Origin of the sequence: Entomoplasma freundtii (assembly GCF_002804205.1) — a bacterium.
GTDB classification, from domain to species: domain Bacteria; phylum Bacillota_I; class Bacilli_A; order Mycoplasmatales; family Mycoplasmataceae; genus Williamsoniiplasma; species Williamsoniiplasma freundtii.
This window is the reverse complement of record NZ_CP024962.1, coordinates 523840-548143: the sequence shown is the minus strand read 5'-3', so window position 1 is coordinate 548143 and position 24304 is coordinate 523840. Positions and strand designations below refer to the sequence as shown.

Genomic DNA, 24304 nt, shown 5'->3' with positions numbered 1-24304 from the left:
GAAATTACAAAAGGGACCTTTATATCATCTTTGCTTTATTTGTCAAAACCGCGTATAATAATAAAGTTCGAATATGACTAAGAGCAAGCTGGAGAGCTTGCTTTCTTGTTGATTAGGAAGGAAATAATGAAAAATTTTGCGGTTATTAAACCAGAAGTAGAAAAACTGATTACTCCAGCTCTTGAAACTTTAGGTTTAGAAGTTTATGAAATTAATGAAACCCATGATTATGAAGGTGATGTCTTACAAATTCTTGTTGATACATTGCCAACCAATTCAAAACAATTAGATTTTGATTTATTAGTCAAAGCAAACGAAACGATTTCGAATCTACTCGATACCTTACCAGGACTTCAAGATAATTATCTTTTGGAAGTAGCTAGTGTTGGTTTAGAAAAACCGATTCGTTCTGAATCAGAATTAAAAAGAGCCGTTGGTAGTTATGTTCAAATTACTTTTAATAAACTACAAAAGAAAATGACAACCAATATCTTAGAGGGGACCTTAAAAGAAAGCCCAGAAGCAAACGGGACTTTCAGTTTACATTTCTTTATAAAGGGTCGTCCCCAAACAGTAGTTTTTGAATGAAAAGATGTTGCTCATGCGCAGTATGCAGTTAAATTTTAGGAGGTTAAAACAAAATGATTAATAGTGCCACTTTACTCGAGGCAATGGAAGATATCACTGCTGATAAAGGGATTAGCAAAGCCATTGTAATTGAAGGATTAAAAGAAGGTTTCCAAAAGGCTTATGAAAAATTCTTCGATACTGAAGCTCGCCTAATTGTTGAAATTAATGAAGTTAATGGTGATTTTCGTACGTTTCAAGAACTAACGATTGTTGAAGAAGTTGAAGATGATTGGTTAGAAGTAACTCTTGAGGACGCTAAAAAAATTGCTGGACCGCATGTTCAAATCGGCGATGTTATCCAAAAGGAAGTTTTATTAGAAGAAGACTTTTCACGTTTAGCCGTTTACCAAGTTCGTCAAATTTTACAACAAAAAATTAAAGGTGCCGAACGTGCACAAATTTATGAAAAGTTCATTGATCGTGAACACGAAATTTTACGTGCCAAAATTACCGGCATGAATGAACAAGGAACTTCTTATTTAATTGATATTGAAGGAACACAAGTTTCTCTATGAAATAAAAAAGTTATTCCTGGCGAAAAATTTACGATTGACCAGTATATTAATGTTTATGTTGAAGAAGTAGCTAAGGAAAGCCGTTTTTCACAAATCATGGTGTCACGTACTGCTCCTCATTTTCTTGCTCGTTTATTAGAACAACAAGTTCCCGAATTAAAAGAGGGCTTAGTTGAAATCAGGGGTGTCGCTCGTGAACCTGGCCAACGTGCTAAAGTGGCCGTAATGTCAAATGATCCTAATGTTGATCCTGTCGGAGCCATAATTGGACCACGTGGAATGCGTATTAATTTGGTTTCGCAAGAACTAAAAGATGAAAAAATTGATGTCATTGCTTTTGATGAAAATCTAGAACAATTTATTATGAACGCAATGGCTCCTGTCAGAGTCATTTCAATTACGCTTGATCCAGAAACTGGCGAATGTGATGTGGTTGTGCCTAATCAACAACTTTCACTCGCAATCGGTAAACGAGGAATGAGTGCTCGTTTAGTGGCTAACCTTGTACAAAAACATATTAATATCATGTCTTATGACCAAGCATTATTGAATGGCACCGAAATTTTTTGAAATGGAAACATTAATGAAGAAGAATTGAACTCTGATAGTTTTCTACAAAATACGCGTCACCGCCGTCGCGAAAGTACACATCTACCTTATGAGGGCCACCCAACCTACCGTAACGAAGAAATGGATTTAGAAGCCTTAAGAGTTTTACAAGCAGAAATCCAAGCTTCACAAACTGTAGATGAACCAGAAGAAAAGCCAGAAACGGGAGCTACTTTTGAAGAAACTGATACAACAGACTTGGAACTTGACGAAATTCAAAAAAACTTGGCTGCTTTTGATGATTTAGAAAACTCATTTAATGAAGACTCTGAAGCAGAAGAACCGACTTTAGATGAAGAGTATGATGACTTCTACGACTAAAAAAAAGGCCGACAAACGACCCAATTATCGCAAGGATTTGGTGACAAGAACCAAACTTCCTAAAGAAGCATTGCTTCGCATCGTTAAACAAAATAATGGTGAAATTCATCTTGATTGGTTTCAGAATTTACCTGGTCGAGGAGCTTACATTGCTAAGGATCTTCAGGCCTTGAAAGTTATGGCGCAAAAAAATTTATTGGCGCGTGCTTTTAAAATGAAAATCAATCCTGAAGTTTACCAACTTTTAGAAGTGGAGTTTCAAAATGGACCACAATAAAGTGCAAAAGGCTTTAGGTTTAGCCAAAGGAAGTAATAAACTAATTTATGGATACCGACTTTTCTCGGCTTTTGCAACCATGAAATTGCGATTGGTTATAATTGCCCATGATATGGGGCCAAGTCAAAAAGAAAAACTAATCAACCAATGTCTTCATTACAAAGTTCCTTATGATGCTACAAATTTTAGCCGCGAAGAACTAGCCCACGCTACAGGGATGAAAACTCTTGTTGCCGTCGGAGTGGAAGACGAAAACATTTATCAATTAATCAAAAAATATTTTTAATCAGGAGGTTGGAATGGGAAAACCCGTCGACAAATTTAAAAAAAACCACCAAGGTGGTAATAAAAAACAAAATACTAAACGCTTAAAACAACAATTAAAGGAAGCTCCCAATGTGGGAGTTATTGACGGAGTTTTTGTTTATTCTCAACCACTGACGATTGCTGAATTTGCTAAAAAAATCGGTAAAAACGTTACTGAAATCATTAAATACTTTTTTAATCAAGGGTTAATGATTAACCAAAATATGGTTTTAAGTGAAGAACAAGTCGGAGAACTAGCCTTAGAATATGGTTTCGATTTTAAAAAAGAAACTAGTTTAACTAAGGAAAACATCTTTGAACAACTTGATGAAGAAACTGATAGTCCGGAGTCACTTCAAGATAGACCGCCTGTTGTTACTATTATGGGTCATGTTGACCATGGGAAAACAACTCTTCTTGATGCTATTCGAGATTCAAATGTGGTCGGTCATGAACATGGGGGCATTACTCAAGCGATTGGAGCTTACCAAATCACAACTAAAGTGGGTAAAAAAATTACGTTTATTGATACTCCGGGTCATGAAGCTTTTACAGAAATGCGTAGTCGTGGAGCCAATGTAACCGATATTGTTATTTTAGTGGTCGCCGCTGATGATGGAGTGATGCCACAAACTGAGGAAGCAATTGACCATGCCAAACAAGCGAATGTGCCAATTATTGTCTTTGTTAATAAAGTTGATAAACCGGGGGCAAATATCCCGAAAATTAAGGCAACTTTAATGGAATATGGTCTAGTAGCAGAAGAATTTGGTGGTGATATTCCCTTTATTGAAGGAAGTGCCAAATTCAAACAAGGTTTAGACCGTCTAGAAGAAACTTTATTATTAATTGCTGAATTTGGCAATTTAAAAGCCAATCCAAGCAAATTGGCTTCCGGAACAGTTCTTGAAGCCCATCTTGACAAAAACAAAGGGCCAATTGCTTCGGTATTAGTCCAACGAGGAACTCTAAACTTGCGTGATGTCGTCATCACCGGATCAACTTTTGGAACGATTAAAAGTATGGAAAATGAAAATGGTCGTAAGTTAAGCCATGCTTTACCGTCACAACCTTTAGTGATTACTGGTCTAAATGAAGTTCCCAATGCTGGAGATCGCTTCTTAGTTTTAAACGATGAAAAACTAGCTCGCCAAATTGCTAGTGCCCAAATGCTAAAAAAACAAGAAGCAGAAAGAATTGCTAAACAAACTCTTACTCTTGATAGTTTAAAAATGCATCTTGAAGAAGGGGAACTCCAATATATCAATGTGCTTTTAAAAGCTGATAGTCGGGGAAGTGTGGAAGCCTTAAAATCATCACTTGCCAAAATTGATGTTAATGGGGTCAAGATTAATATTATTCGGGCTTCAGTAGGAGCAATTTCTAATTCTGATATCACCTTAGCTAGTGCCTCAAAAGCATTAGTTTATGGGTTCAATGTTCGTCCAACTGCTCAAGTTCGTCAAAAAGCCGATGAAGATGGCGTTGAAATTAGACTTCACAATATTATCTACCAACTAATTGAAGAGCTAGAAAAAGCAGCTAAAGGAATGTTAGCGCCAGAAACAGAAGAAGTGGTTTTAGGTCAAGCTGAAATTCGTGCTCTTTTCCGTCATTCAGCAATTGGGACTATTGGTGGTTTCCACGTGTTGGATGGAGTAATTTCTCGAAAATCATTAGTCCGTTTATTACGTAATGGCATTGTTATTTATAATGGGGAAATTAGTACCTTAAAACATGAAAAAGATGACATTCGCGAAGCTAAAAAAGATAGTGAAGGTGGCCTAACGATTAAGAACTTCAATGACTTAAAAGAAGGCGATGTTGTTGAGGCTTATAAAATTGAAACCAAAACTGTCATTTAGTGTTGTTAACTCTTGTTATAATAGAAGCAAGGGAGATGTTGAAAAATGGCAAATAGTAAAGTAGCAGCACGAAAAGAAAGTCAAATTCTTCGTGAATTAACTTTGATTTTAAATCGTGAGTTTCAAAACGACTATCTTAATGCAGTGACGATTAGTGAGGTACGTTTATCTCGTGATAACTCAATCGCTAAAGTCTTTTATTCCTTCATTCCATATGGCGAAAGTTTCACTCCAAAACATGTCGAACATGCATTAAATGATGCCCATAAAACAATCCGTATGCACTTAGCTTCTAAATTAAAAGTCCGTAGTGTTCCAGATTTAGTTTTTGTTTATGATACATCATTGCAAAATGCAAACCGAATTGAGGAAATTCTTAAAACAATAAGCTAGAAGTTAAAAGTCCCTGAAAAAGGGATTTTTTTAAAGGAGTAATAATAATGAAACATGACGGAATTTTTGTCGTTGATAAACCAGTTGGTTTATCAACAAATGCAGTTATCCAAACTATCAAACGAAATTTAAAAATTAAAAAAGTTGGTCATGCAGGTACTTTAGATCCGTTAGCAAGTGGTGTCGTGATTTGCTTAGTCAATGAAGCGACTAAATTATCTAATTTCCTTCTCCAAGCAGATAAAAGTTATTTAGTAACAATGAAATTGTTTGAGGGGACTGATACTTATGATGCTGAAGGAAAAACTATTCAACAGGATGAGCCTTTTTTCATTTCTGAGCAAGAAATTAAAAATGTTTTTCAAACCTTTGATGGTTTAACCTATAACCAGACCCCACCAATTTATTCGGCCATTAAAGTCAATGGCAAAAAACTTTATGATTATGCTCGACAAGAGCAAGAAGTAGAAATTAAACAACGTCAAGTAACTATAAAAAGTCTAAAGTTAGTTGATATCACCCCAATGACTATCACTTTTGAAACAAATGTATCCAAAGGTACTTATATCAGAAGTTTGGTAGTTGATATTGCGAAAGCTTTGAACACCACCGCGCATGTGACCTCTTTAAGACGTTTAAGTTCCGGACCATTTAATATTAGCGAAGCCGTTAGTTTAGAAACCATTAACTGGTCTGATTTACTTGACTTAACAACTGCACTAACTCAGAGTGGCCAATCGATAAAGATTGCTCCTAATGTAACTAAAGTTAGGCAAGGTCAAAAAATTATCATGCCTAACAGCCAAGAGGATTTAGTTTTTCTAAGTGATCCAGCAGGACGCCTCTTAGCCTGTTATGAACGTAGCGGAAACAAAGGCGAAAGTGATGTATTTGTTTGCAAAAGGGGACTTAATTTGGAGGAATAATTAATGGAAACGTTCAAAGGAAAAATCCAAGATTTTAAATTATCTACATCTCAGAATAGTGTTGTCGTTGTCGGTTATTTCGATGGTTTACATCATTACCATCAAGAACTATTGCGTCAAGCAAGTGAAATAGCCCAAAAAAATAATCTCAAGTTAATAGTGGTAACTTTTTCGAAGAAAATTGGCACCTCTAACCAAACTGCCGATTTAATGAGCGAAAAAACTAAAAAAGATTTTTTAGTGCAAAATTATCAAATTGACGATTACCTAATTTTGACAGTTGACGATTACCTAATTTCGCTATCACCTCAAGATTTCGTTAATTGGCTTAAAAAGGGTTTGAAAACTGTCAAAATGGTAGAAGGAGCTGATTTTCGGTTTGGGCATTTTGCCAAAGGAAATGTGGCCACTTTGCAAAAAACTTTTGGTGAAGAAAATGTCACTATTTTGCCACGGCAAAATAAGGTTTCCTCAACCATAATTAGGGAACAGTTACAAAATGGAAAAATTGATGAAGCTCTTGAAAACCTAGGTCATGATTTAACTATTGATATTAGTACTCAAGAAAATGGTAATTTAATTAAATATTCTTGAGTCGCGCCAAACATTGTTTTTCCACCCAATAAATATCAACTTGAAACCTCTAACGGGCAGAAAGTAATTTTAGATTACCATTCCCCAACAAACTTTAGTTTCCAACCAGAAAGGTTAGATTCTGAGATTCTATATTTAAAAAAACAAAAATAAACCACAGTATTTATGAACTACTTTTTTAATAATTTAAAATTCATCTTGTAATCTTAAAGAGTTTTAGCCTCTTTTTTTAGTATTTAAAATGTTAAGATTAGCCGTAAGCCAAAGATTTAAACTTTTATGTTTTATGGAGGTATTAAAATGAGTAAAAGATTGAAATCAACCCCACGCGAGGATGGTTTTAAAATGCCTGGAGAATTTGTTGAACAGGATTCTTGTTGAATGGCGTGACCACAGCGGACTGATGTTTGACGAGGGGGAGCTAAGCCAATCCAGGAGGCAGTAGTCAATGTTGCCAATGCAATTTCTAAATATGAACCTTTAAATGTAATCGTTAGCGCCGGAGAATATGAAAATGCTCGCGCTAGATTAGGGAAAAACGTGCGAGTGATTGAAACTTCAAGTAATGATATTTGGATGCGTGATATTGGTCCCTCGTTTGTTATCAATGATAAAGGTGAAATTCGTGGCATTGATTGAATCTTCAATTGTTGAGGTGGTTTTAATGGTGGTTACTATTTCCCTTGAGATTTAGATGATAAGGCCGCTTTTAAAGTTTGCGAATTAATTGGGGCCGATTCTTACCGAACGGATTTCGTTTTGGAAGGGGGTTCAATTCATGTTGATGGCGAAGGAACTTGTTATACAACAGAAGAATGCCTTTTGAATAAAAATCGTAATCCTGATCTCACAAAAAAACAAATTGAGGACCGTCTAAAAAAATTCTTAAATGTTGAAAAGGTCATTTGGTTACCATTGGGGGTTTACAACGATAAAACTTCTGGCCATGTGGATAACCTGCTACATGTGGTAGCCCCAGGACATGTTGTTTTAACTTGAACTGATGATAAAAATGACCCCCAATACGAACGTTCTCTCAAAGCTTTAAAAGTTTTGGAGAACGAAACCGATGCTCAAGGAAGAAAAATAAAAGTTACTAAAATTCACCAACCTGGTCCGTTATTTTATACGGAGAAAGAGGTGTCAACCCTTGGCTATAATCTTGATAAACAATGCTTACATGAAGTCGAACGTCTTGCAGGAAGTTATTGTAATTTCTTGATGGTTAATGGGGCTATTATTTTGCCAGTTTTCAATGATAAATGAGACCAAAAAGCTATTGATACTTTGCAAAAGATTTTCCCAGATCGGAAAATAGAACCGGTTTATGCTCGTGAAATTCTTTTGGGTGGCGGCAACATTCATTGCATTACCCAACATCAACCAAAGGTTAAAAATAAAAAAGCAAAATAGTAGGCATGACGGTTTAATTAGGACTAAGTAAGACTTGATTGGCTTGCCAAATTTTATCAAATCTAAGACTAGTCATAAGATAAAAAATATGTTAAAATTTCTTCATATTTAGCAAAGTTTTAATTCTTTCCCAAATTATTACTTGGCTAGGTAGGTAAACTTAGAAAGGGAAGACAAAACATGGTTTCAAAATCACGTAAAGCAGAATTAACCCAAACTTATGGGGGCAATGAAAACAACACCGGTATCGCCGAAGTACAAATTGCTATTCTAACCGAAGATATTAAAAACTTAACTGAGCATTTACAAATTCATAAAAAGGATGTACCAACTCGTCGTACTTTATTGAAAAAAGTTGCTCAACGTCGTCACTTGTTAGACTATTTAGCAAAACAAGATGCCAACCGTTACAAAAATATCATTGGTCAATTAGGCTTAAGAAAATAAAAAAACTCTTGACACCGTATGAAAAAAATAGTAATATTATTAGGTGTCAAGGTAACGCAGGTGTAGTTTAATGGTAGAACTTCAGCCTTCCAAGCTGACTGTGAGGGTTCGATTCCCTTCACCTGCTCCATGAAATTTAAAAACAACCCGAGAGGGTTGTTTTTTTATTTATTAATTGTTTTTAAAATAGTTTTGCTTAAAAAATGGTTTAAAAATTAATTTCTTTATTCACACTTTCAAGTAGTTAGTTAGATAATAAACTTGTTGGTTTTAGTAATAATCTTAAACTAAAAGAAATAACGATGTGCTTAGGAGTGCAATGCGAAAGAAATTATTAATCTTGGCAAGTTTTACTACTGCTATTAGTCCAATGTTTGCTGTTTCGTGCAAAGAAGTTAATGACGAAGGTAAAGAAATTAAGCCAATCTTACCATCCTACAATATTGCCAACATGGTAAAAGATATTAATAAATTGGAATTTGAAAGACAATTTCCCAAAGAAAATTTCGGCAATTATAATTGTGATAATAGTTGGTTTAGTATTTTTGAAGCTCGTGATAGAATGGGTCTATTTTCAGAAAATGCTCAAGTCAAACAAACGTCGCATGAGATCATTCATCATGTAACAAAAGAAATAAAAAATGATAGTAATAGATTGCAAGAAGTCCATTTCGATGGTTTTGATGAATTAATTCCTCGTCAAGGACTTAATAATTTACGGGTACTTAAAAATTTAGTAATTGATCAAGATTTTTCGGTTTTTGGCCCTAAATTATTAAAAGGAGCCAAATTTAATATTGCTAACAATGAGTTAATTGATAACTCTACTCTTGCTTTTAAAATTGAAGGAAGAGATTTTGAACTTGAACCTCAAAGTAGTCTTAAATGGTCGGCAAAAATAAAAGCTACTTTTGAACTCTATCAAGATTTTTTGGTTTTCAATCTTGCCAAGAATACTACAATAATGAATAAATTTACCAATCTCTTGAATGGTGAAGAATTATATATGCAATATAGTTTAGAAACGTTATTAATAAATGTTCAGGAAGATGAACGTTACCAAAAGGTTCTTTCTAATGAAGCTAGTTTTTTAAAAATAGATGATAAAAGCAACCAAATCCAAATGCAATTAGAAGCAAGACTTTGAATTATTAGTGATTATCAAGTGATTGAGGAGTGGCAATAATGACAATGAGAAATATAATCATGGGTTTGGGTAGTGTTACACTTTTCACTAATGTTAGTGCTCTAAATTTATCGTCAACCCATTCATCATTTGTGATTATTAAAGAGCATAACCTTTCTCACCCGAATTTTTTAGAAGAAGGTTATTTCACCAATGAGATGCGAAAATTTTTTATGGACTATCAAGGTTTCAATGGCAAATTGAAAGAAGAAAGTCATGATTTAAAGATTGCTGATATCAATCGTGGTTTTTTCGAAACTATTCAAGAAAGAGAAATTTTTGATGAATTTGTTTATGGACATGTCCTAATTAAAAATCTCACTGATAAACCGATGTTGCCTTCAAAAATGGAAATTACTAATATAGATTCAATTCAAACCTTATCTTTGGATTCCAAATATACTGCTAAAGTAGATAAAACTTTATCGGTTAATTATAATGGGGTAAAGTTGAAGATGAATCCCAGCAAAGAATTTACTTTCGAAATTCATAAAGAAACATCAACAGAAGTAATAATGCCAAACCCTATTGAGTCTAACAAATGTATGATTTCAGAAACAAAAGTAAGGAAAGTCGTTACTTATAAACAATCTTTGCTTTATATACCACTTGATAATGATGCTATTTGTAAAACAATCATTGATAATAAGGGGCATCGTTATACGGTAACACCAAGAAGTTTTGTCGAGAAGATCCAAAATGATTCAAAAAGTTTAAGTTATTATTTAGGTAATGATGAGTTTCTCCAATATAAGGATTTTATTGGTCAAGCAGAAAGTGACTACTTAATTTGAATGGCCATTAAAGTCGATGATTTTAAAATTGATTTAAAGGATTTTTCAGTTAATACTAAGTGAAATGTTGATATAGAATCCTAAAAAGCAATAAGTTAATAAAAAATAAACTACTTAAAAACTAGAAATTTAATGAAACTAAAACACCAATTGACAAAATTTTTCTTTGTCAATTGGTGTTTTAAAATATTTAAGTTACTATGTTTCGACACTAGTATTTTTCAAATCTTTTAAAGATTCAATAGCAAAATACTAACCATTATAAACCTTTAAATTTATAATATCTATATCTACTAAAAGTCTATCCAAGGAGAATAAATGAAAAAATGACCGTTATTTTTATCAAGTTTGATGATTATGGCAAGTCCTGCTTTGACAATTGCCTGCAAACAAAATATCGATAACAATTTAATCAAAGATGAACCGATAATCCCATCTTATAATTTAAAAGAGGCCCTTTTAACTATCAATGAGCTTGAATTTCAAAGGCAATATCCAAACTTAAATTTAAGCGAATGAGAGTTTCAAAATAGTTGATTTGATAATTTTGAAACAAATAATAGTTTGTTAAATCTAGAAAATTTAACAAAAACCGAAGGAACACGACTAGAAGAAAAAAAGATTAAAGAATTTAAATATGAAAATAAAAATAATGAAAACGAAAATTGAACAACACCAAAAATTAATGTAAATATTCCTTATAAAGAAAAAACTAGCTTAATTAATACAGATGTTAAATTAGATATTGATCAAAATTTTTACATTATTAATAAACCAAATTTAAGTTTTTACAAATATAGCCTTCTGAAAAATAGACTTGAAGAAATGAAAGAGAACCAGCCAATTGAAGAATTTGAAATTCAATCAAAAACAATAACGGTGCCTAAAAATTCAACAGTAAAATATTTCGTGAAACTAAATTTGTTAATTAGTCAGTTTGATGTAATTTTAAATTTTAATATGAGGAACAATACCTCAATTTTAACTAAAATCCAAAACTTAAAAAACGCTGAGATTAAATTTATGAGCTATAATTTTGAAACGTTGCTAAAAGAAGCTGAAAATGATGATAAATATTATCAGGTTCTAACTAATGAACAAGGCTTTTTAAAGATAAAGAAAAGTAAAAAATATTCGATTGATATTAATTTAAAGGGACGATTAGAAATGATAGAGTCATGGCAAATATTCCAAGGAGAAGAAGATGGCTATTAAAAAAATTATTTCTTGTTTAAGCGGGATAATTTTGTGCGGAAATACTACGGCAATAACCATTGGAAAAGAATATTCATATAAATTAATTTATTCCGAAGATTTAACTCATTTAAATTTGATCGAAAATAAATATTTCAGTAATGAAATGTTAAAAGCTCAACTCGAATACAATAAATTTAATGGACGTTTAAAAGAGGAAGAGCACTATTTAAATTTTCTCCAAAATAATGAAGAAAATGAAGAAAATAAAGAAAGTCCTTTTTGAGGCCCAGTCCTTGATGAGGAAGTTTTTCATGAAAGTTATACATTTCAAAATACTTTATTTGAAAATAGAACGAATCACGATGTAAAAAGTCCAGAAATGCGTATCCATTATAAAAACTACTCAGAAAAAATAAGGCTTTCTTCAGTTAACTCCTTAAGTTCTCCAATAGAGTTTATTTACAATAACAAAAAAATTTTTGCAGCTGCTAATAATATTTATGACAATAATTGGACATTAAAAGATGAAGATTTAGAAGAGGGGATACCATCATACACCATTTCTTCGCAACGTTGTGTTTATTCTGAGATAAAAATTGATAAAACTATTATATATAGACAAAGATTTTTATACATTCCAATTGAAAATGACCAAATTTTTCAAAAAATAATTGATGATTCTGGTAAAAAATATAGCTTAACACCAAGGCAACTTAATAATTTTTTAGATAATAGTATTAATTCAGAAGCCAATTTTTCCTATTACTTAGGAAATGAGGAATTTTTTCAATCCCGCAAATTGATTGATGATAGTTCATACTTTAAAGAAAGCTTAATTTGAGTTGCTTGAAAATTTGAAGAATGAGAAACGAAAATTGAGGGACAAACAAACTTTTTTGTTAATAAGGAAATAAAATAAATACGAAATTCATAAAGAAACATCAACAGAAGTAATAAAGCCAAACCATATTGATCCTAACAAGTGTATGTTTTTAGAAGCAAAAGTAAGGAAAGTAAGTCGTTACTTATAAACAATCTTTGCTTTATATACCACTTGATAATGAGGCTATCTGTAAAACAATCATTGATAATAAGGGGCCTTGTTATACAGTAACGCTAAGAAGTGTCGTCGAGAAGATTCAAAATTAATCCAAAAAAATTAAGGCATTATTTAGTAATGAGTTTCTCCAATATAAGGATTTTTTTGGTCAAGCAGAAAGTGACTACTTAGTTTGAATGGCTATTAAAGTCGATGATTTTAAAATTTATTTAAGGAATTTTTCAGTTAATACTAAGTGAAAGGTTGATATAGAATCCTAAAAAGGCATGGCTTTATAAAAAAACAGTCCCTCTCGGGTCTGTTTTATTATTTTTTTCTCTAAAATGCGCGATAATAAATAATTATGAATAATGAACAAATAATAAAAAATAAACTACTTAAAAACCAGAAATTTAACGAAACTAGAACTCCAATTGGCAAAAGCTTTCTTTGCCAATTGCTTTTAGTGTTTGTTCCTGGTTTATGCTTATGACTATTTTTAGGGCCAGATTTTCAAGAATTTAGTTTCAACCATTTTCATGATTTAGGGTCGGGAACTAATGGAAAACTATGATTAATTTGCCTTGGTTATATCATTTGTTCAATGACTTTAATTACCATCACATGTTTAATTAGATTTCAACAAGTTGATAGTTTAACTTTTGCTTTAGCCATTTCCTTTGCTTGTTGCTCGGTAATTTTAAATGGCTTATGAATGTTCCAATGGGGAGCTAAGAGTGAAGTTATCAAGGTAGTGGTTCGTTTTGTGATTACCTTGTGTTTGATTTTTGTGGGGTTATTTTTAGGTACTTTATTAACAACCATCTCTCGTAACCTTCAATATAAGAGACAATTAAAAAAAGCTGCTATTCTAGCGACTTTGGACGATGAAGCGCCTGAGCAACCTTCTGTTGCTTAATCGTCTCATAAATAGGCATCTTAGTCTTCTCTAGCATGTATTGAGCTCAGTGAGCTCATAAAAAGTTTTGGTAAAGGATTAAATCATTAAGTTTTTTAGATTCGTGAGCATTTAGTTTCAATAGATCTTTAAATCTTTGCCCTTCCTGCTCATCAAGTGCTTCAGAAATAAAACTAGCGTAATCAAAAAGGTAATGGTTTAAACTTACATATTCAAAATCGATTAAAAAATACTCACCATCAACCATTAAAAAGTTTTCTCTAATTAAATCGTTATGTGATACCACTAAAGTATGGTTATCAAAATAATAATCATGGATGATTTCTTGAATCCTTGGTCAAAGACATTCTAAAGTTGGCAAAAGACCAATTTTTTTTATGAAAAGATTTAAAAATTCTTGAGGATCAAAAATAGTTAAATCTAATTGCAAATTATGCAGTTTATCGATTAAATCTTTCACTATTTTTAATTGTTCAGTGGTGAGTTCAGTTTTAGGCAATGTAGAGGCTTGTCTATAAAAGGGCATGACGCTTCACCAATGTCCTCACGCTTTTTTGATTGTGTTAGGAACCTTAAGAAATAGTTCTTGCGAAAAGGTTTCATAGAATTTTTTTTCATCAGCACGATTGAGGAAATAATCGGAAGAACGAATTGATTTTTTATAAAGATGATTTTTTTTAACAAAAATTTTGTTTGTTAGTCCTAATGGTTGTGTTTTTTTCATTTGCAAACCTCTAAAATATATTTATATCTTATCACTAGGAGTATGATGACTAAACCAATCTTATGGATTGCTACTTCAAATCAAGACAAGGTTTTGGAGTACCAAAAACTTTTACCAAATTACCAAATTAAAACGTTAGTGGACTTACCATTTGCCTATGAGGAACCAGAAGAAAATGGCACCACTTTTGAAGAAAACGCTTTAATCAAAGCGCGCGATTTAGCTAATAAACTACAAGCTCCTGTTATCGGAGATGATTCAGGAATTTGTGTGACTGCTTTAGATGGTTTCCCAGGAATTTATTCCAAACGTTGAGCTTCGCCAATAACCGATTGACCAACTATTTGTCAATTATTATTGGCGAAAGTTGCTGCCAACCCGAAAGCGGCAAAAACAGCGAAAATGGTCACCGTTTTGGCTTGATATAACCCATTAACTAATGAGGAAGCGCTTTTCCGTGGGGAGATGGAAGGGCAATTAAATAATAAAGTCGAATTAGGCGATGGCCGTTGTTTTGGTTATGATTTGGTTTTCCGTCCTGGTGATAGCTTAGAAACCTATTCCCAAATGCCGTTAGACCAAAAGAACTTTACTTCAGCCCGCCAAAAAGCAGCGCAAAAGCTAGCTCAGTTCTTAAAAGAAAGGATGCAAAATGACTCGAAAAATTAATATCGTTCTTTATGAACCAGAGATTGCCCAAAATGTAGGAGCCGTTATGCGTACTGCTGTCGCAATTGATGCTCGTTTACACTTGATTGAGCCTTTTGGTTTTCCTTATGATGACCGCCATTTAGCCCGTCCAAGCGCGAATGAATATAAAAAAGTGGATGTTGTTTTATATGATGATTGAGCTGATTTCGAAGCCAAACATCCTCATACGCCACTCTTTTGTTTATCTCGTTATGGCAAAAAGCCAATTTCGGACTTTAATTTTAGTAAAATTAATGAAGAGGTTTATCTTCTGTTTGGTCGTGAATCAACAGGGATTCCAAAAAATATCCTTAGAACGCATTTTGAAACAACATTCCGTCTTCCAATGGTCCCTGAGGCTCGAAGTTTAAACTTAGCCAATACCGTTGGAATTTCTGCCTATGAAGTACTCCGTCAATGAGATTATTTAAATCTATCCAAGGTGGAAGTACAAAAGGGAGAAAATTATCTTTTCGATGAGGAGGTGTCAGAATAGATGGCGAAAAAGGTTTTGCCGTTCGTACTTTCTGATTGCGATGGTACAATTTGTGATTCATCACTCGCAATTCATCCCGAAACTTTGACTGACATCATTGACTACCAAAACGAAAGCGGAAATCGCTTTAGTTTTGTCACAGGACGATTAGGGGTTAGTTCACGAACTTTAGCACAAGATTTAAAAGTTACTTTGCCTGTTATTTCGTGTAATGGGGCATTAATTAGTGACTTAAAAACCAATGAAACTTTGTATGTCAAATATTTAGATAAACGAATAACTCTCAAAATTTTGGATGAATGTGTCCAAAAGGGAGTCCAACCGATGATTTATTCGACCTATCAAATGGCGGGCTTAATGAGTAACCCTCGTTTGGCACTTTGACGTGATTATGCTTCAAAATTGAAGAAAAAAGATCGTTGACCAATTATGGAATATGCAACATTAGATGATTTAAAATCGGCAGTAATTGAAGATGTCTTGCGCCCGGTGCAAGTGATTTTGTATGCTCCTACACCAGAATCTCAAGAAGAGGCTAAAAAACTTCTTGAGGGCTATGAATTCCAAGTGGCTCGTTTTCAATCGCTCCCTTACTTATTTAACATTACTGCCAAAGAAGTTAATAAGTTGACGGGTTTGCAAGCTTGAGCTGAAATTGTGCAAACCAATTACCGTGATGTAGTGGTTTTTGGTGATGGTCAAAATGACCAACCGATTATTGAAGGTGTTCACCGCGGTATGGCGGTAGATAATGCTACTCCTGAGCTTAAAGCGGTTGCTAAAAAAGTAATTCCCTCAATTCACGAAAATGGTGTTGGTTTAGAATTACGTAGAATAATAAAGGAAGAAATTAATGTCTAAAATTGCTCTTTTTGGTGGAAGTTTTGACCCCGTTACAACTGATCACCTCAATATTGCGAAAGCTTGTTATGAAAAATTAAAATTTGATGAAGTTTGGTTCATCCCAGCTTTTTTGAACCCCTTTAAAACAAGTCAACATTCTTCGGTTAAGGACCGTTTAACAATGCTTCAAATGCTAGTTGATGAATATAGTTTTTTACGCATTAACGAATATGAAGTTAATAACCAACGACCAACGTCGACTTTCGAGACAGTTCAATATATTGTCAAAAACTATCCTGAAAATAAATTTAGCTTTATTATTGGTTCTGACCAACTAGACCGCCTTGAAGAATGAGATCACTTTGAGAAACTTGAAAAACTTGTCCCTTTCAAGGTTTTTTTGCGTGATGAAAAAGATAGTCATAATCCAATGCTCAAAAAGCATAATTTGGAAATGTTTACCTTTGATAATAACCATCTTTCATCAACCATGGTGCGAAGTTTAGAAAAACTAAACTTACAAATTCCGATGATTAATGACTATTGTAATTACCATTTACTTTATTTAAACGAGCGTCTTCTACCATTTATGGATGAAGACCGTTTTCTCCATTGTCTTAATGTTGGCCAAACAGCCAAGGAATTAGCTAACATCTGGGGAGCTAATGAACAAAAAGCGTTAATAGCCGGTACTTTACATGACATTACAAAATGCTGAGATCATGAGAAATCCAAAATCTATATGCAACGCTACCTACCGTTTTTAATGACTGAACCTGAACCGGTATGACATGCGTTCACCGGTTATTTGCACTTGCAAAAAGATTGATTAATTAAAGACCAAGAGGTTCTGCAAGCGGTTTTTAACCACACTGTTGGCTCACCAGAAATGAGTCTCTTAGATATTATTGTTTTTTGTGCTGACAAAATTTCCCCAGAACGTGATTATCCAGGAGTCAAAAAACTTCGCGAGCTTTGTTTTCAAGACTTGATGGCGGGATTTAGAAAAATTCTTAAAAACCAATATGAGTCAGTTCTTAAAAAACGTGGTCCAAAAGATATGGGCTTGATGTTAACTAATAGTTACAAATATTGAATTGAAGGAGTAAGAAGTTAATGTTACTTGTAATTGGGGCAATGCCGGAGGAATTGGAAGCTTGTCATAAAGCTTTTGATTTTCAAACCGATGAAACTGTTTTAGGGCCTATTTTTCGCGAAAGAAGTAATAAATTTTTACTTTGCACTAGTGGAATTGGCTTAACAAATGCTAGTGCGCGGTTAAGCCAATGTTTGACTTTATATCCAGAAATTTCCCAAATTTTAGTTTTGGGAACGACAGGAGCTGTTACGCGTAATCTTCATCAAGGCGATATTGTTTTGGTTCCTTACACAATCTATGGCTTTGCCGATGTGCGCGCTTTTGGCTATGAATTAGGGCAAATTCCGCAAATGCCACCAGTTTATGAAGCAAACCATCACTTTCTAAAGCTTTTAGAACAACATTTTAGCTCCAAGGTAGAGCGTTTTAGTTTAGTAAATTGTGCTTCATTGGACGTTTTCGTAGATAATGAAAACCAAGTTCGCGAATGACTGCGTCCCTTACCAATTCCAGTTCAAATCGTGGATATGGAATTAGCTGCTTATTATCAAGTTGCCTTTCGGTTCCATAAGCCAATCTTGGCTTTAAAAATTGTGAGCGATTCGTTAATGCATGAAAAAAACCCTGCTTTAAGTTTCGATGAATTTTTACCAACTGCTAGTGAAAAATTAAAATGATGTTTAGAAGAAATTATTAGAATTCAACCAACCACCTAGTTTTTTTAGGCTAAGAAAATGGACTAATCGGTGATAAGATTTTAAAGATTTAATTGAGCAAATAAAAAAGAGAAGAAAAGAAGACAAATGAGAATTGCAATTTTTGGTACAGTAGGTGCCGGTAAAACTACTTTGATTGAACATTTAAAACGCACCTTGCCTGAAGACTACTTAGTGGTCAAAGAACCATTGGTTGATAACCCTTACTTTGAGAAAAGTTATTCTCCAGATCCAAAAATCGCTGGTGAAAATGCTTACAAAATGGAAATCTTAATGTTGGCAGCAAGGATGAAACAATTACAAGAAAGTAAATCGGTAGAAAATGTACTTTATGACCGAAGCATTTTTGATTGCCCAGTTTTTGCCAACTGCAATTATACGATGGGTAATTTAAATTCTACTGATTGGAAAGTCTATCGAGAATACTTTGAAAAGGTAGTGTTGAAAAGTTTTCAAAATAAGGCAATTCCACCCTATGACTATGTCATCTACTTAAAAGTTTCTGATGAAACATCTTTAAAAAGAATTCAACAACGTAGCATCGAACGTGAACTAAATGTCAAACCCGAGTTTTGGTTTGAGCTAAACCATCTTTATGATGATTGAGCTCAAAAGATTGCTTCTGTTACGCCTCTCCTAATAATTGATGGTAATACCGATAACCCGCAAGTTTGTGCCGAAAAGATTATAAAAAAACTCTCTAAATAACCCTTTTAGACCTCTATTTTTATAAAATTATTAGTAAGGAGGATTACGTTATGGGTGGAAGTTGCTCAAAACCAAAAAATCCTCAAGGTAATGATCCTTGAGAAGAAGAATCCCCTGGTTGCCCATGTGACCATTCTAAAAAGAAAAAATAAAAAAAGTTTTAGCCTTAAAGGCTAAAACTTTTTTTATTTTATAATAAACCAGATTTTTCTAAAAGTTCTTCAACATAGGTACCTTTGATTTTACGCATTAACGGTTTACGCATTAACTGCATTCATCAAGGTTTCTTTTGATCGGTTAATTTTTTGCGGTCATTCAAGATATAAGTTGAAGTTAATAAGGTTCTTAAATCATAAGCTGAAGCAAAAACTTCTGGTACTCCACGATCAATATCCAAGAAAGTATAAACAGCTTCCATTGCTGTTCGGACTGAGTATTCGGTGGTAAAGACTGTATCACCTTCAGTTTCAGCAAAGTTACCAATAAAGGCTAAATTTTTTGAACCTTTAGGAACTACTAATGGACGGTCACCAGCACTTCTGGCCATAAAGTATGAAGTCACATATGGCATATAAACAGGTACTGTATTACATGAATTGTCTGCTAAATCCTTAATTTGGTCAATAGGAACTCCCATATGGTAAAGTCATTCTTGCGCAATTTCGCTTCCTGTACATTCAGTAATGCTTTTTTTAATGAAGTCACCCTTTTTGTTCGACAATAAACCATAAACCCAAACTACTAATTGGTCCTTTGGTTGGTTTTTAAAATGAGGTTGACGGTTCAAAGTATAACTTAACATTCAATTTGAATCGACTGCTGTTACGATACCTCCTGTTACTACTTTTCCAGCATAAGGATCACGTTTACTAATTTTTTCAATGTAAGGAGCAATCTTATCATCTAAAGTGGTCACAGTGGCAGAAACAAATCAGCTTTCTTCGGGTAGGTTTTCACAGAATTTTTCTGGTTTTCCAAACGCCTTATCTTGGGCGGCTAAGTTTTTCCATAATTCTCAACTACCTCCAAGTTCATGGGTGATTGGAGCTGGAGTATTGTTATCACCAAGTGTAGTGCTTTCAGTAATACTTCCATTAGTTACGAAAACTAAATCGTTAGCAGTTAATTTAATTTCTTTAGTTTTCCCACCTTGTTCAATGACTAAACGACGGGCAATTTTTTCACCATCTTTGTTTTCGACAATGACATTTTTAACATTGGTATCGTATTCAAAAGTTACCCCTTGTTTTTGCAAGTAATCCACCAATGGTAAAACTAATGATTCGTATTGGTTAAATTTAGTGAATTTTAAAGCTGAAAGGTCGGGTAGACCACCAATGTGGTGCACGAAACGCATGATATAACGGCGCATTTCAATCGCACTATGTCATTGTTCAAAGGCAAACATTGAACATCAGTAGATTCAGAAGTTTGATTTAAAGAATTCTGGGGAAAAGACATCACTGATTTTTTTGTCATCCAAATCTTTTTCACGCATCATGAAAAGTTTAACGATTTCTTTTGAGGCTTGGTCGCTTAAAGTGAACTGTCCATCATCAGGTTTACGTTCCCCTTGCTTTTGAATTAAACGGCATTTTGAGAAGTTGGGATCTTCTTTATTTAATCAATAAAATTCATCTAAGACTGAAGCACCCTCAATTTCTAAAGATGGAATTGAGTGGAAAAGATCTCAAAGGCATTCGAAGTGATTTTCCATTTCCCTTCCGCCACGAACAATAAATCCATGGTCTGGTTTATCAATTCCATCAAGACTTCCTCCTGGAATTGCTAATTGTTCAAGAATATGAATTTTTTTTGGGTCCATTTGGCCATCGCGAATTAAGAAGGCTGCTGCCGACAATGAAGCTAGACCTGAACCAATTAAGTAAGCGCTTTTTTTATCAACGCCGATAGGTTTTTTCGGGCGTGCAAAAGCTTCGTAATTACCATTACTTTTGTACATACTGTAATATCTCCTAATAAATTTCTACTTATTAATAAAATTAATGATTTAAATAATAACGATTATATAAATGACTAAAATCATTAATAGAAGCCGCCAATTAAAGAATTTGGTGCTAAGAGCCTAGAAACAAATGGTTTAATCTTTTGGCTATCTCAATCATATTCCTTTTTTAAAAAATGTAAAGCAATAAAAAATTTAGCAAATAAAAAAGAAGCTTTAGAGCTTCTTTATCTTATTTATTTTGAATTGCTTCAATTCCAGGAAGTGTTTTACCTTCCATGTATTCAAGTGAAGCACCTCCACCGGTTGAAATTCAAGAGAAGTCATCTTTATAACCAAGTGAAATGGCTGCCGCAGCAGAATCTCCACCACCAATTAAAGTGAAAGCATTATTTAAGTTAGCGATGGCATCACAAACAGCAATAGTTCCATGAGCAAAGTTTTTAAATTCACTTACTCCCATTGGCCCATTTCAAACAACCGTTTTTGCCCCAACTAATTCTTTTTGGAAAAGTTCAATAGTTTTTGGTCCAATGTCTAGTCCCATATAACCTTCAGGAATATCAACACCTGAGAACTCTGGTTTTACATCAGCAAATTCTTGCGCATTAGCTGAATCAATTGGCAAGACAATTTTACCGTTTGCTTTTTCTAGGTAAGCCTTTGCGTCAGCTAATTTATCAGTTTCGACTAATGATTTTCCAACGTTATGACCTTGAGCTTTTAGGAATGTATAAGCCATTCCACCTCCAATTAAAATCTTGTCAACTTTTTTTAGAAGGTTATCAATCACACCGATTTTATCAGAAACTTTTGCTCCTCCTAAAATGGCGATAAAAGGACGTTCAGGGTTTTGAATTCCCTTTGCTAACATTGCTACTTCATTAGCTACTAATGAACCAATGGCAGAAGTTTTAATATTTTGAGCAATTCCTACATTTGAAGCATGAGCACGATGGGCGGTTCCGAAAGCATCATTAATATAAATGTCACCTAAAGAAGCTCAATATTTCCCAAGTTCTGGGTTGTTTTTTGATTCATATTTAACTACTTCACCATTATGAACATCTTCAAAACGGGTGTTTTCCATTAGTAAAATTTCACCATCTTTTAGATTTGCAATGGCTGTTTCCAATTCGGTTCCACGAGTGCTTGGAACAAATTTAACAGGTTGTCCGAGCAATTCAGATAGACGATGGGCAACAGGGGCCAATGATTTTTTTTGTTTATCCTCTTCACTTTTTATACGACTTAAATGTGATAATAAAATCACTTTTGCACCGTGGTTAACTAAATACTTAATAGTTGGCAACGAAGCTTGAATGCGGTTGTCATCAGTAATTTGTCCATCTTTTAATGGGACATTAAAATCCACGCGGACCAACACTTTCTTATCTTTAACATCAAGATCAGAAAGGGTCTTTTTTTGACTATAATCCATATTTTCTCCTTATTAATTACCTTTTTATTTTAAACCATTTTCAAATGTTCCAGAAAGAGTAAATAAGGAATAAAACCGCTTATTCCACCTTTTAGTTGGAAAATAGCCAAAAAAGTTTTATAATCTTCCTTTGAATTAAAAGTAAAGCATAGAAAGTAGCATTAATGAATAGCAATTATCCTTTATTAGGAGGTCATGTTAGTGTAAATGGGCCTAGTGGTTATCTTGTTGGAGCAATCAAAACGGCTCTCAACCAAGGTTGCAATACAATAATGTTTTTTACAGGCGCTCCCCAAAACACGAAGCGAGTCGATCCGTTTTGACTTCGAAGTAACGAAATGCGTCAAATCATGGTGGAAAACAAAATTGATAGTCAACATATCGTAGTTCATGCCTCTTATTTAATTAACGTAGCCAATTCGGTTGATTCTTACCGTTGAGAGTTTAGTTTAAAACTTTTGGCTGAAGAAATTGAACGATGTGAAGTTTTGGGAGTGAACTTAATTGTATTGCATCCTGGTTCAACTGTAGGTGCTAGTCACCAAGCGAGTCTTGATAAATTAATTGAAGCTTTAGACATCCTTATGGTGCGACCAAGTCCTGTTAAAATCGCTTTAGAAACAATGAGTGGGAAAGGTGGCCAAATTTGTTCAAACCTAGAAGATTTTGCCTATATTTTTAAGAACTTAAAAAAACCTGAACGAATCGGTGTTTGCTTAGATACTTGTCACCTTCATGATGCTGGTTATGATTTAAGCGACTGAAAAGCGTTTAAAAAGGAATTGTTTAACTTCATTCCACCTTCCAAGGTTTGGGCTTTTCATCTTAATGATTCTGCTAGTCCTCTCGGTTCTCATCATGATCGTCATGAAAACATTGGCTACGGTTTGATTGGGTTTGAGACCCTAAGTACGATTCTTTGGGATGAAACTTTCCAAACGATTCCAAAATTATTAGAAACGCCGCTTTATAATGGTCAAAGTACTCACCAATGAGAAATCACTAATTTACGAAACCGTAATTTTAAACCTTTTCATTTTGAAGACAAAAAAAATAAGCCATAAGGCTTATTTTTTGTTTGGTTCTTAAAGACCCATGAAGTAAAGAACAGTACGAACTAATTGAGAAACATATGAGTTTTCGTTGTCATATCAAGCAAAAACTTTTACCATTTGTTTTCCATCTTGTTCAATAATTTTAGTTAAAGTTGCATCGAAAACTGATCCGTAGCTTGAACCAATAACGTCTGATGAAACAATTTCTTGTTCATTGTACATCATTGCTTTTGCCAATTCAGCATCGTTAGCAATGGCGTTTTTAATTGCTCCATTAACTTCTTCAACAGTAACAGTTTTTTCGAATTCAACTGCTAAGTCAGTGATTGATCCAGTGATAACTGGAACACGAAGTGCTAACCCATCTAATTTACCTTTTAAGTTTGGTAAAACTTGTGCAACAGCCACAGCTGCCCCAGTTGAAGTAGGGATAATGTTTCATGCTGCAGCACGTCCACGACGCATATCTCCATTATGAGGTAAGTCTAACAATCTTTGGTCATTAGTTACGGCATGAACAGTAGTCATTAACCCTTTTTTGATACCAAATTTTTCATCAAGAACTTTTGCCATTGGTGATAAACAGTTAGTAGTACATGAAGCTCCTGAAATAATATCGTCAGTTGCTTTAAGATCGTTTTGGTTAACTCCATAAGCGATAGTTTTAACACCTTTTGCGGGAGCTGAAATAACAACTTTTTTAGCTCCAGCTTTTAAGTGAGATTCGGCTTTTTCACGGTTAGTGTAAAGTCCAGTTGATTCAATTACTAAGTCAACTCCTAGTTTTCCTCATGGAAGGTTTGCTGCGTCTCTTTCAGCAAAAACTTGGATTTTGTGTCCATCAACAGTAATAAATCCTTCTCCGAACGAAATTTTTCCTTCTTGGAAACGCCCTTGAGCTGTATCGTATTCTAATAAATATGCAAGGTTTGCAGTGTTGGTAAGGTCGTTAATTGCGACGATTTCTACGCCTTTGTTGAACAATTGTCTAAAAGTCAAACGTCCAATACGCCCAAAACCATTAATTGCCACTTTTTGTGCCATGTATTCTTTTCTCCTTCTTTTTAATAACTAAAAAATAGTTTACAACTACTATTATAGTCCTAAATGACCTGTTCTTGAACTAACAAAAGGT

27 protein-coding genes and 1 tRNA gene are annotated in these 24304 nt (G+C 33.9%); 24 read left to right on the top strand and 4 right to left on the bottom strand.

Translation table 4 applies throughout. The annotated features are described in order from the left end of the window. The first annotated feature begins 126 nt into the window (after positions 1-126). From EFREU_RS02360 to EFREU_RS03730, 16 genes are all read left to right on the top strand, one after another. A complete protein-coding gene (locus EFREU_RS02360; RefSeq protein WP_100609483.1) occupies positions 127-627 on the top strand; it encodes an LSm family protein in 501 nt (166 codons plus the stop codon). Positions 628-641: 14 nt separating this feature from the next. Beyond that, complete coding sequence (gene nusA, locus EFREU_RS02355; protein WP_100609481.1) at positions 642-2075, top strand: transcription termination factor NusA; 1434 nt, start codon at positions 642-644, stop codon at positions 2073-2075. Beyond that, complete coding sequence (locus EFREU_RS02350; protein WP_100609479.1) at positions 2047-2352, top strand: YlxR family protein; 306 nt, start codon at positions 2047-2049, stop codon at positions 2350-2352. Before nusA ends, EFREU_RS02350 begins: the two co-directional genes overlap by 29 nt. After that, the gene (locus tag EFREU_RS02345) at positions 2339-2638 is read left to right on the top strand and encodes a L7Ae/L30e/S12e/Gadd45 family ribosomal protein (protein ID WP_100609477.1); all 300 of its coding nucleotides are present in this window, start codon (positions 2339-2341) and stop codon (positions 2636-2638) included. The genes EFREU_RS02350 and EFREU_RS02345 overlap by 14 nt, the downstream gene beginning before the upstream one ends. Positions 2639-2651: 13 nt before the next feature. Continuing rightward, on the top strand, positions 2652-4523 hold the full coding sequence (infB, locus tag EFREU_RS02340; protein WP_100609475.1) for a translation initiation factor IF-2: 1872 nt from the start codon (positions 2652-2654) through the stop codon (positions 4521-4523). Positions 4524-4568: 45 nt separating this feature from the next. Then, positions 4569-4916 (top strand): 30S ribosome-binding factor RbfA, encoded by a 348-nt coding sequence (gene rbfA, locus EFREU_RS02335; protein WP_100609473.1) that lies wholly within the window; start codon positions 4569-4571, stop codon positions 4914-4916. Between the two features lie 47 nt (positions 4917-4963). Further along, complete coding sequence (gene truB, locus EFREU_RS02330; protein ID WP_198507952.1) at positions 4964-5842, top strand: tRNA pseudouridine(55) synthase TruB; 879 nt, start codon at positions 4964-4966, stop codon at positions 5840-5842. A gap of 3 nt (positions 5843-5845) precedes the next feature. Continuing rightward, positions 5846-6589: an FAD synthetase family protein gene (locus EFREU_RS02325; protein WP_100609470.1), complete on the top strand. Its 744-nt coding sequence runs from the start codon at positions 5846-5848 to the stop codon at positions 6587-6589. 147 nt (positions 6590-6736) lie between these two features. Beyond that, entirely contained in the window at positions 6737-7849 is a 1113-nt protein-coding gene (gene aguA / locus EFREU_RS02320) for an agmatine deiminase (protein ID WP_100609469.1), read from the top strand. Positions 7850-8029: 180 nt separating this feature from the next. Next, positions 8030-8296 carry a 30S ribosomal protein S15 gene (gene rpsO / locus EFREU_RS02315; protein WP_100609468.1) on the top strand — a complete coding sequence of 89 codons (267 nt, stop codon included), beginning with the start codon at positions 8030-8032 and terminating at the stop codon, positions 8294-8296. Positions 8297-8352: 56 nt separating this feature from the next. After that, positions 8353-8426, top strand: a tRNA-Gly gene (locus tag EFREU_RS02310). Between the two features lie 189 nt (positions 8427-8615). Next, on the top strand, positions 8616-9482 hold the full coding sequence (locus EFREU_RS02305; RefSeq protein ID WP_100609467.1) for a hypothetical protein: 867 nt from the start codon (positions 8616-8618) through the stop codon (positions 9480-9482). After that, positions 9482-10360, top strand: coding sequence for a hypothetical protein (locus EFREU_RS02300; protein WP_100609466.1), 879 nt, complete (start codon positions 9482-9484; stop codon positions 10358-10360). Before EFREU_RS02305 ends, EFREU_RS02300 begins: the two co-directional genes overlap by 1 nt. Before the next feature lie 234 nt (positions 10361-10594). Beyond that, positions 10595-11491, top strand: a complete 897-nt coding sequence (locus EFREU_RS02295; RefSeq protein ID WP_100609465.1) for a hypothetical protein — start codon at positions 10595-10597, stop codon at positions 11489-11491. After that, positions 11481-12392, top strand: a complete 912-nt coding sequence (locus EFREU_RS02290; protein WP_100609464.1) for a hypothetical protein — start codon at positions 11481-11483, stop codon at positions 12390-12392. The genes EFREU_RS02295 and EFREU_RS02290 overlap by 11 nt, the downstream gene beginning before the upstream one ends. Before the next feature lie 484 nt (positions 12393-12876). Continuing rightward, complete coding sequence (locus EFREU_RS03730; RefSeq protein WP_134163657.1) at positions 12877-13431, top strand: DxFTY motif-containing membrane protein; 555 nt, start codon at positions 12877-12879, stop codon at positions 13429-13431. Here EFREU_RS03730 and EFREU_RS02280 read toward each other — a convergent pair. Continuing rightward, positions 13379-14155, bottom strand: a complete 777-nt coding sequence (locus EFREU_RS02280) for a phosphotransferase family protein (RefSeq protein WP_100609462.1) — start codon at positions 14153-14155, stop codon at positions 13379-13381. The genes EFREU_RS03730 and EFREU_RS02280 overlap by 53 nt on opposite strands. A gap of 45 nt (positions 14156-14200) precedes the next feature. On the opposite strand from EFREU_RS02280, the gene EFREU_RS02275 reads away from it, so the two are divergent. The 7 genes from EFREU_RS02275 (at position 14201) to EFREU_RS03785 (ending at position 18884) form a co-directional block, all read left to right on the top strand. Next, positions 14201-14824 carry a non-canonical purine NTP pyrophosphatase gene (locus tag EFREU_RS02275; RefSeq protein WP_166666742.1) on the top strand — a complete coding sequence of 208 codons (624 nt, stop codon included), beginning with the start codon at positions 14201-14203 and terminating at the stop codon, positions 14822-14824. Continuing rightward, positions 14808-15341, top strand: a complete 534-nt coding sequence (locus EFREU_RS02270; RefSeq protein ID WP_100609460.1) for a tRNA (cytidine(34)-2'-O)-methyltransferase — start codon at positions 14808-14810, stop codon at positions 15339-15341. Before EFREU_RS02275 ends, EFREU_RS02270 begins: the two co-directional genes overlap by 17 nt. Further along, positions 15342-16202: an HAD hydrolase family protein gene (locus tag EFREU_RS02265; protein ID WP_100609458.1), complete on the top strand. Its 861-nt coding sequence runs from the start codon at positions 15342-15344 to the stop codon at positions 16200-16202. Continuing rightward, positions 16192-17301 carry a nicotinate-nucleotide adenylyltransferase gene (locus EFREU_RS02260; protein ID WP_100609456.1) on the top strand — a complete coding sequence of 370 codons (1110 nt, stop codon included), beginning with the start codon at positions 16192-16194 and terminating at the stop codon, positions 17299-17301. The genes EFREU_RS02265 and EFREU_RS02260 overlap by 11 nt, the downstream gene beginning before the upstream one ends. Further along, positions 17301-17999, top strand: a complete 699-nt coding sequence (gene mtnN / locus EFREU_RS02255) for a 5'-methylthioadenosine/S-adenosylhomocysteine nucleosidase (protein WP_100609454.1) — start codon at positions 17301-17303, stop codon at positions 17997-17999. The genes EFREU_RS02260 and mtnN overlap by 1 nt, the downstream gene beginning before the upstream one ends. Positions 18000-18086: 87 nt before the next feature. Continuing rightward, positions 18087-18707, top strand: a complete 621-nt coding sequence (locus EFREU_RS02250; RefSeq protein ID WP_100609452.1) for a deoxynucleoside kinase — start codon at positions 18087-18089, stop codon at positions 18705-18707. A 54-nt stretch (positions 18708-18761) separates the two neighbouring features. Further along, the gene (locus EFREU_RS03785; RefSeq protein ID WP_269798736.1) at positions 18762-18884 is read left to right on the top strand and encodes a hypothetical protein; all 123 of its coding nucleotides are present in this window, start codon (positions 18762-18764) and stop codon (positions 18882-18884) included. A 13-nt stretch (positions 18885-18897) separates the two neighbouring features. Here the strand turns inward: EFREU_RS03785 and EFREU_RS02245 are convergent, their stop codons facing one another. Both EFREU_RS02245 and EFREU_RS02240 read right to left on the bottom strand, forming a co-directional pair. Then, positions 18898-20670: an oleate hydratase gene (locus tag EFREU_RS02245; protein WP_100609450.1), complete on the bottom strand. Its 1773-nt coding sequence runs from the start codon at positions 20668-20670 to the stop codon at positions 18898-18900. Between the two features lie 235 nt (positions 20671-20905). Further along, entirely contained in the window at positions 20906-22114 is a 1209-nt protein-coding gene (locus EFREU_RS02240) for a phosphoglycerate kinase (protein WP_100609447.1), read from the bottom strand. A gap of 164 nt (positions 22115-22278) precedes the next feature. Between EFREU_RS02240 and EFREU_RS02235 the strand changes: the two genes are divergently transcribed. Then, positions 22279-23178, top strand: coding sequence for a deoxyribonuclease IV (locus EFREU_RS02235; protein WP_100609445.1), 900 nt, complete (start codon positions 22279-22281; stop codon positions 23176-23178). A 21-nt stretch (positions 23179-23199) separates the two neighbouring features. Here the strand turns inward: EFREU_RS02235 and gap are convergent, their stop codons facing one another. Further along, a complete protein-coding gene (gene gap / locus EFREU_RS02230; RefSeq protein ID WP_100609443.1) occupies positions 23200-24213 on the bottom strand; it encodes a type I glyceraldehyde-3-phosphate dehydrogenase in 1014 nt (337 codons plus the stop codon). Positions 24214-24304 lie beyond the last annotated feature (91 nt).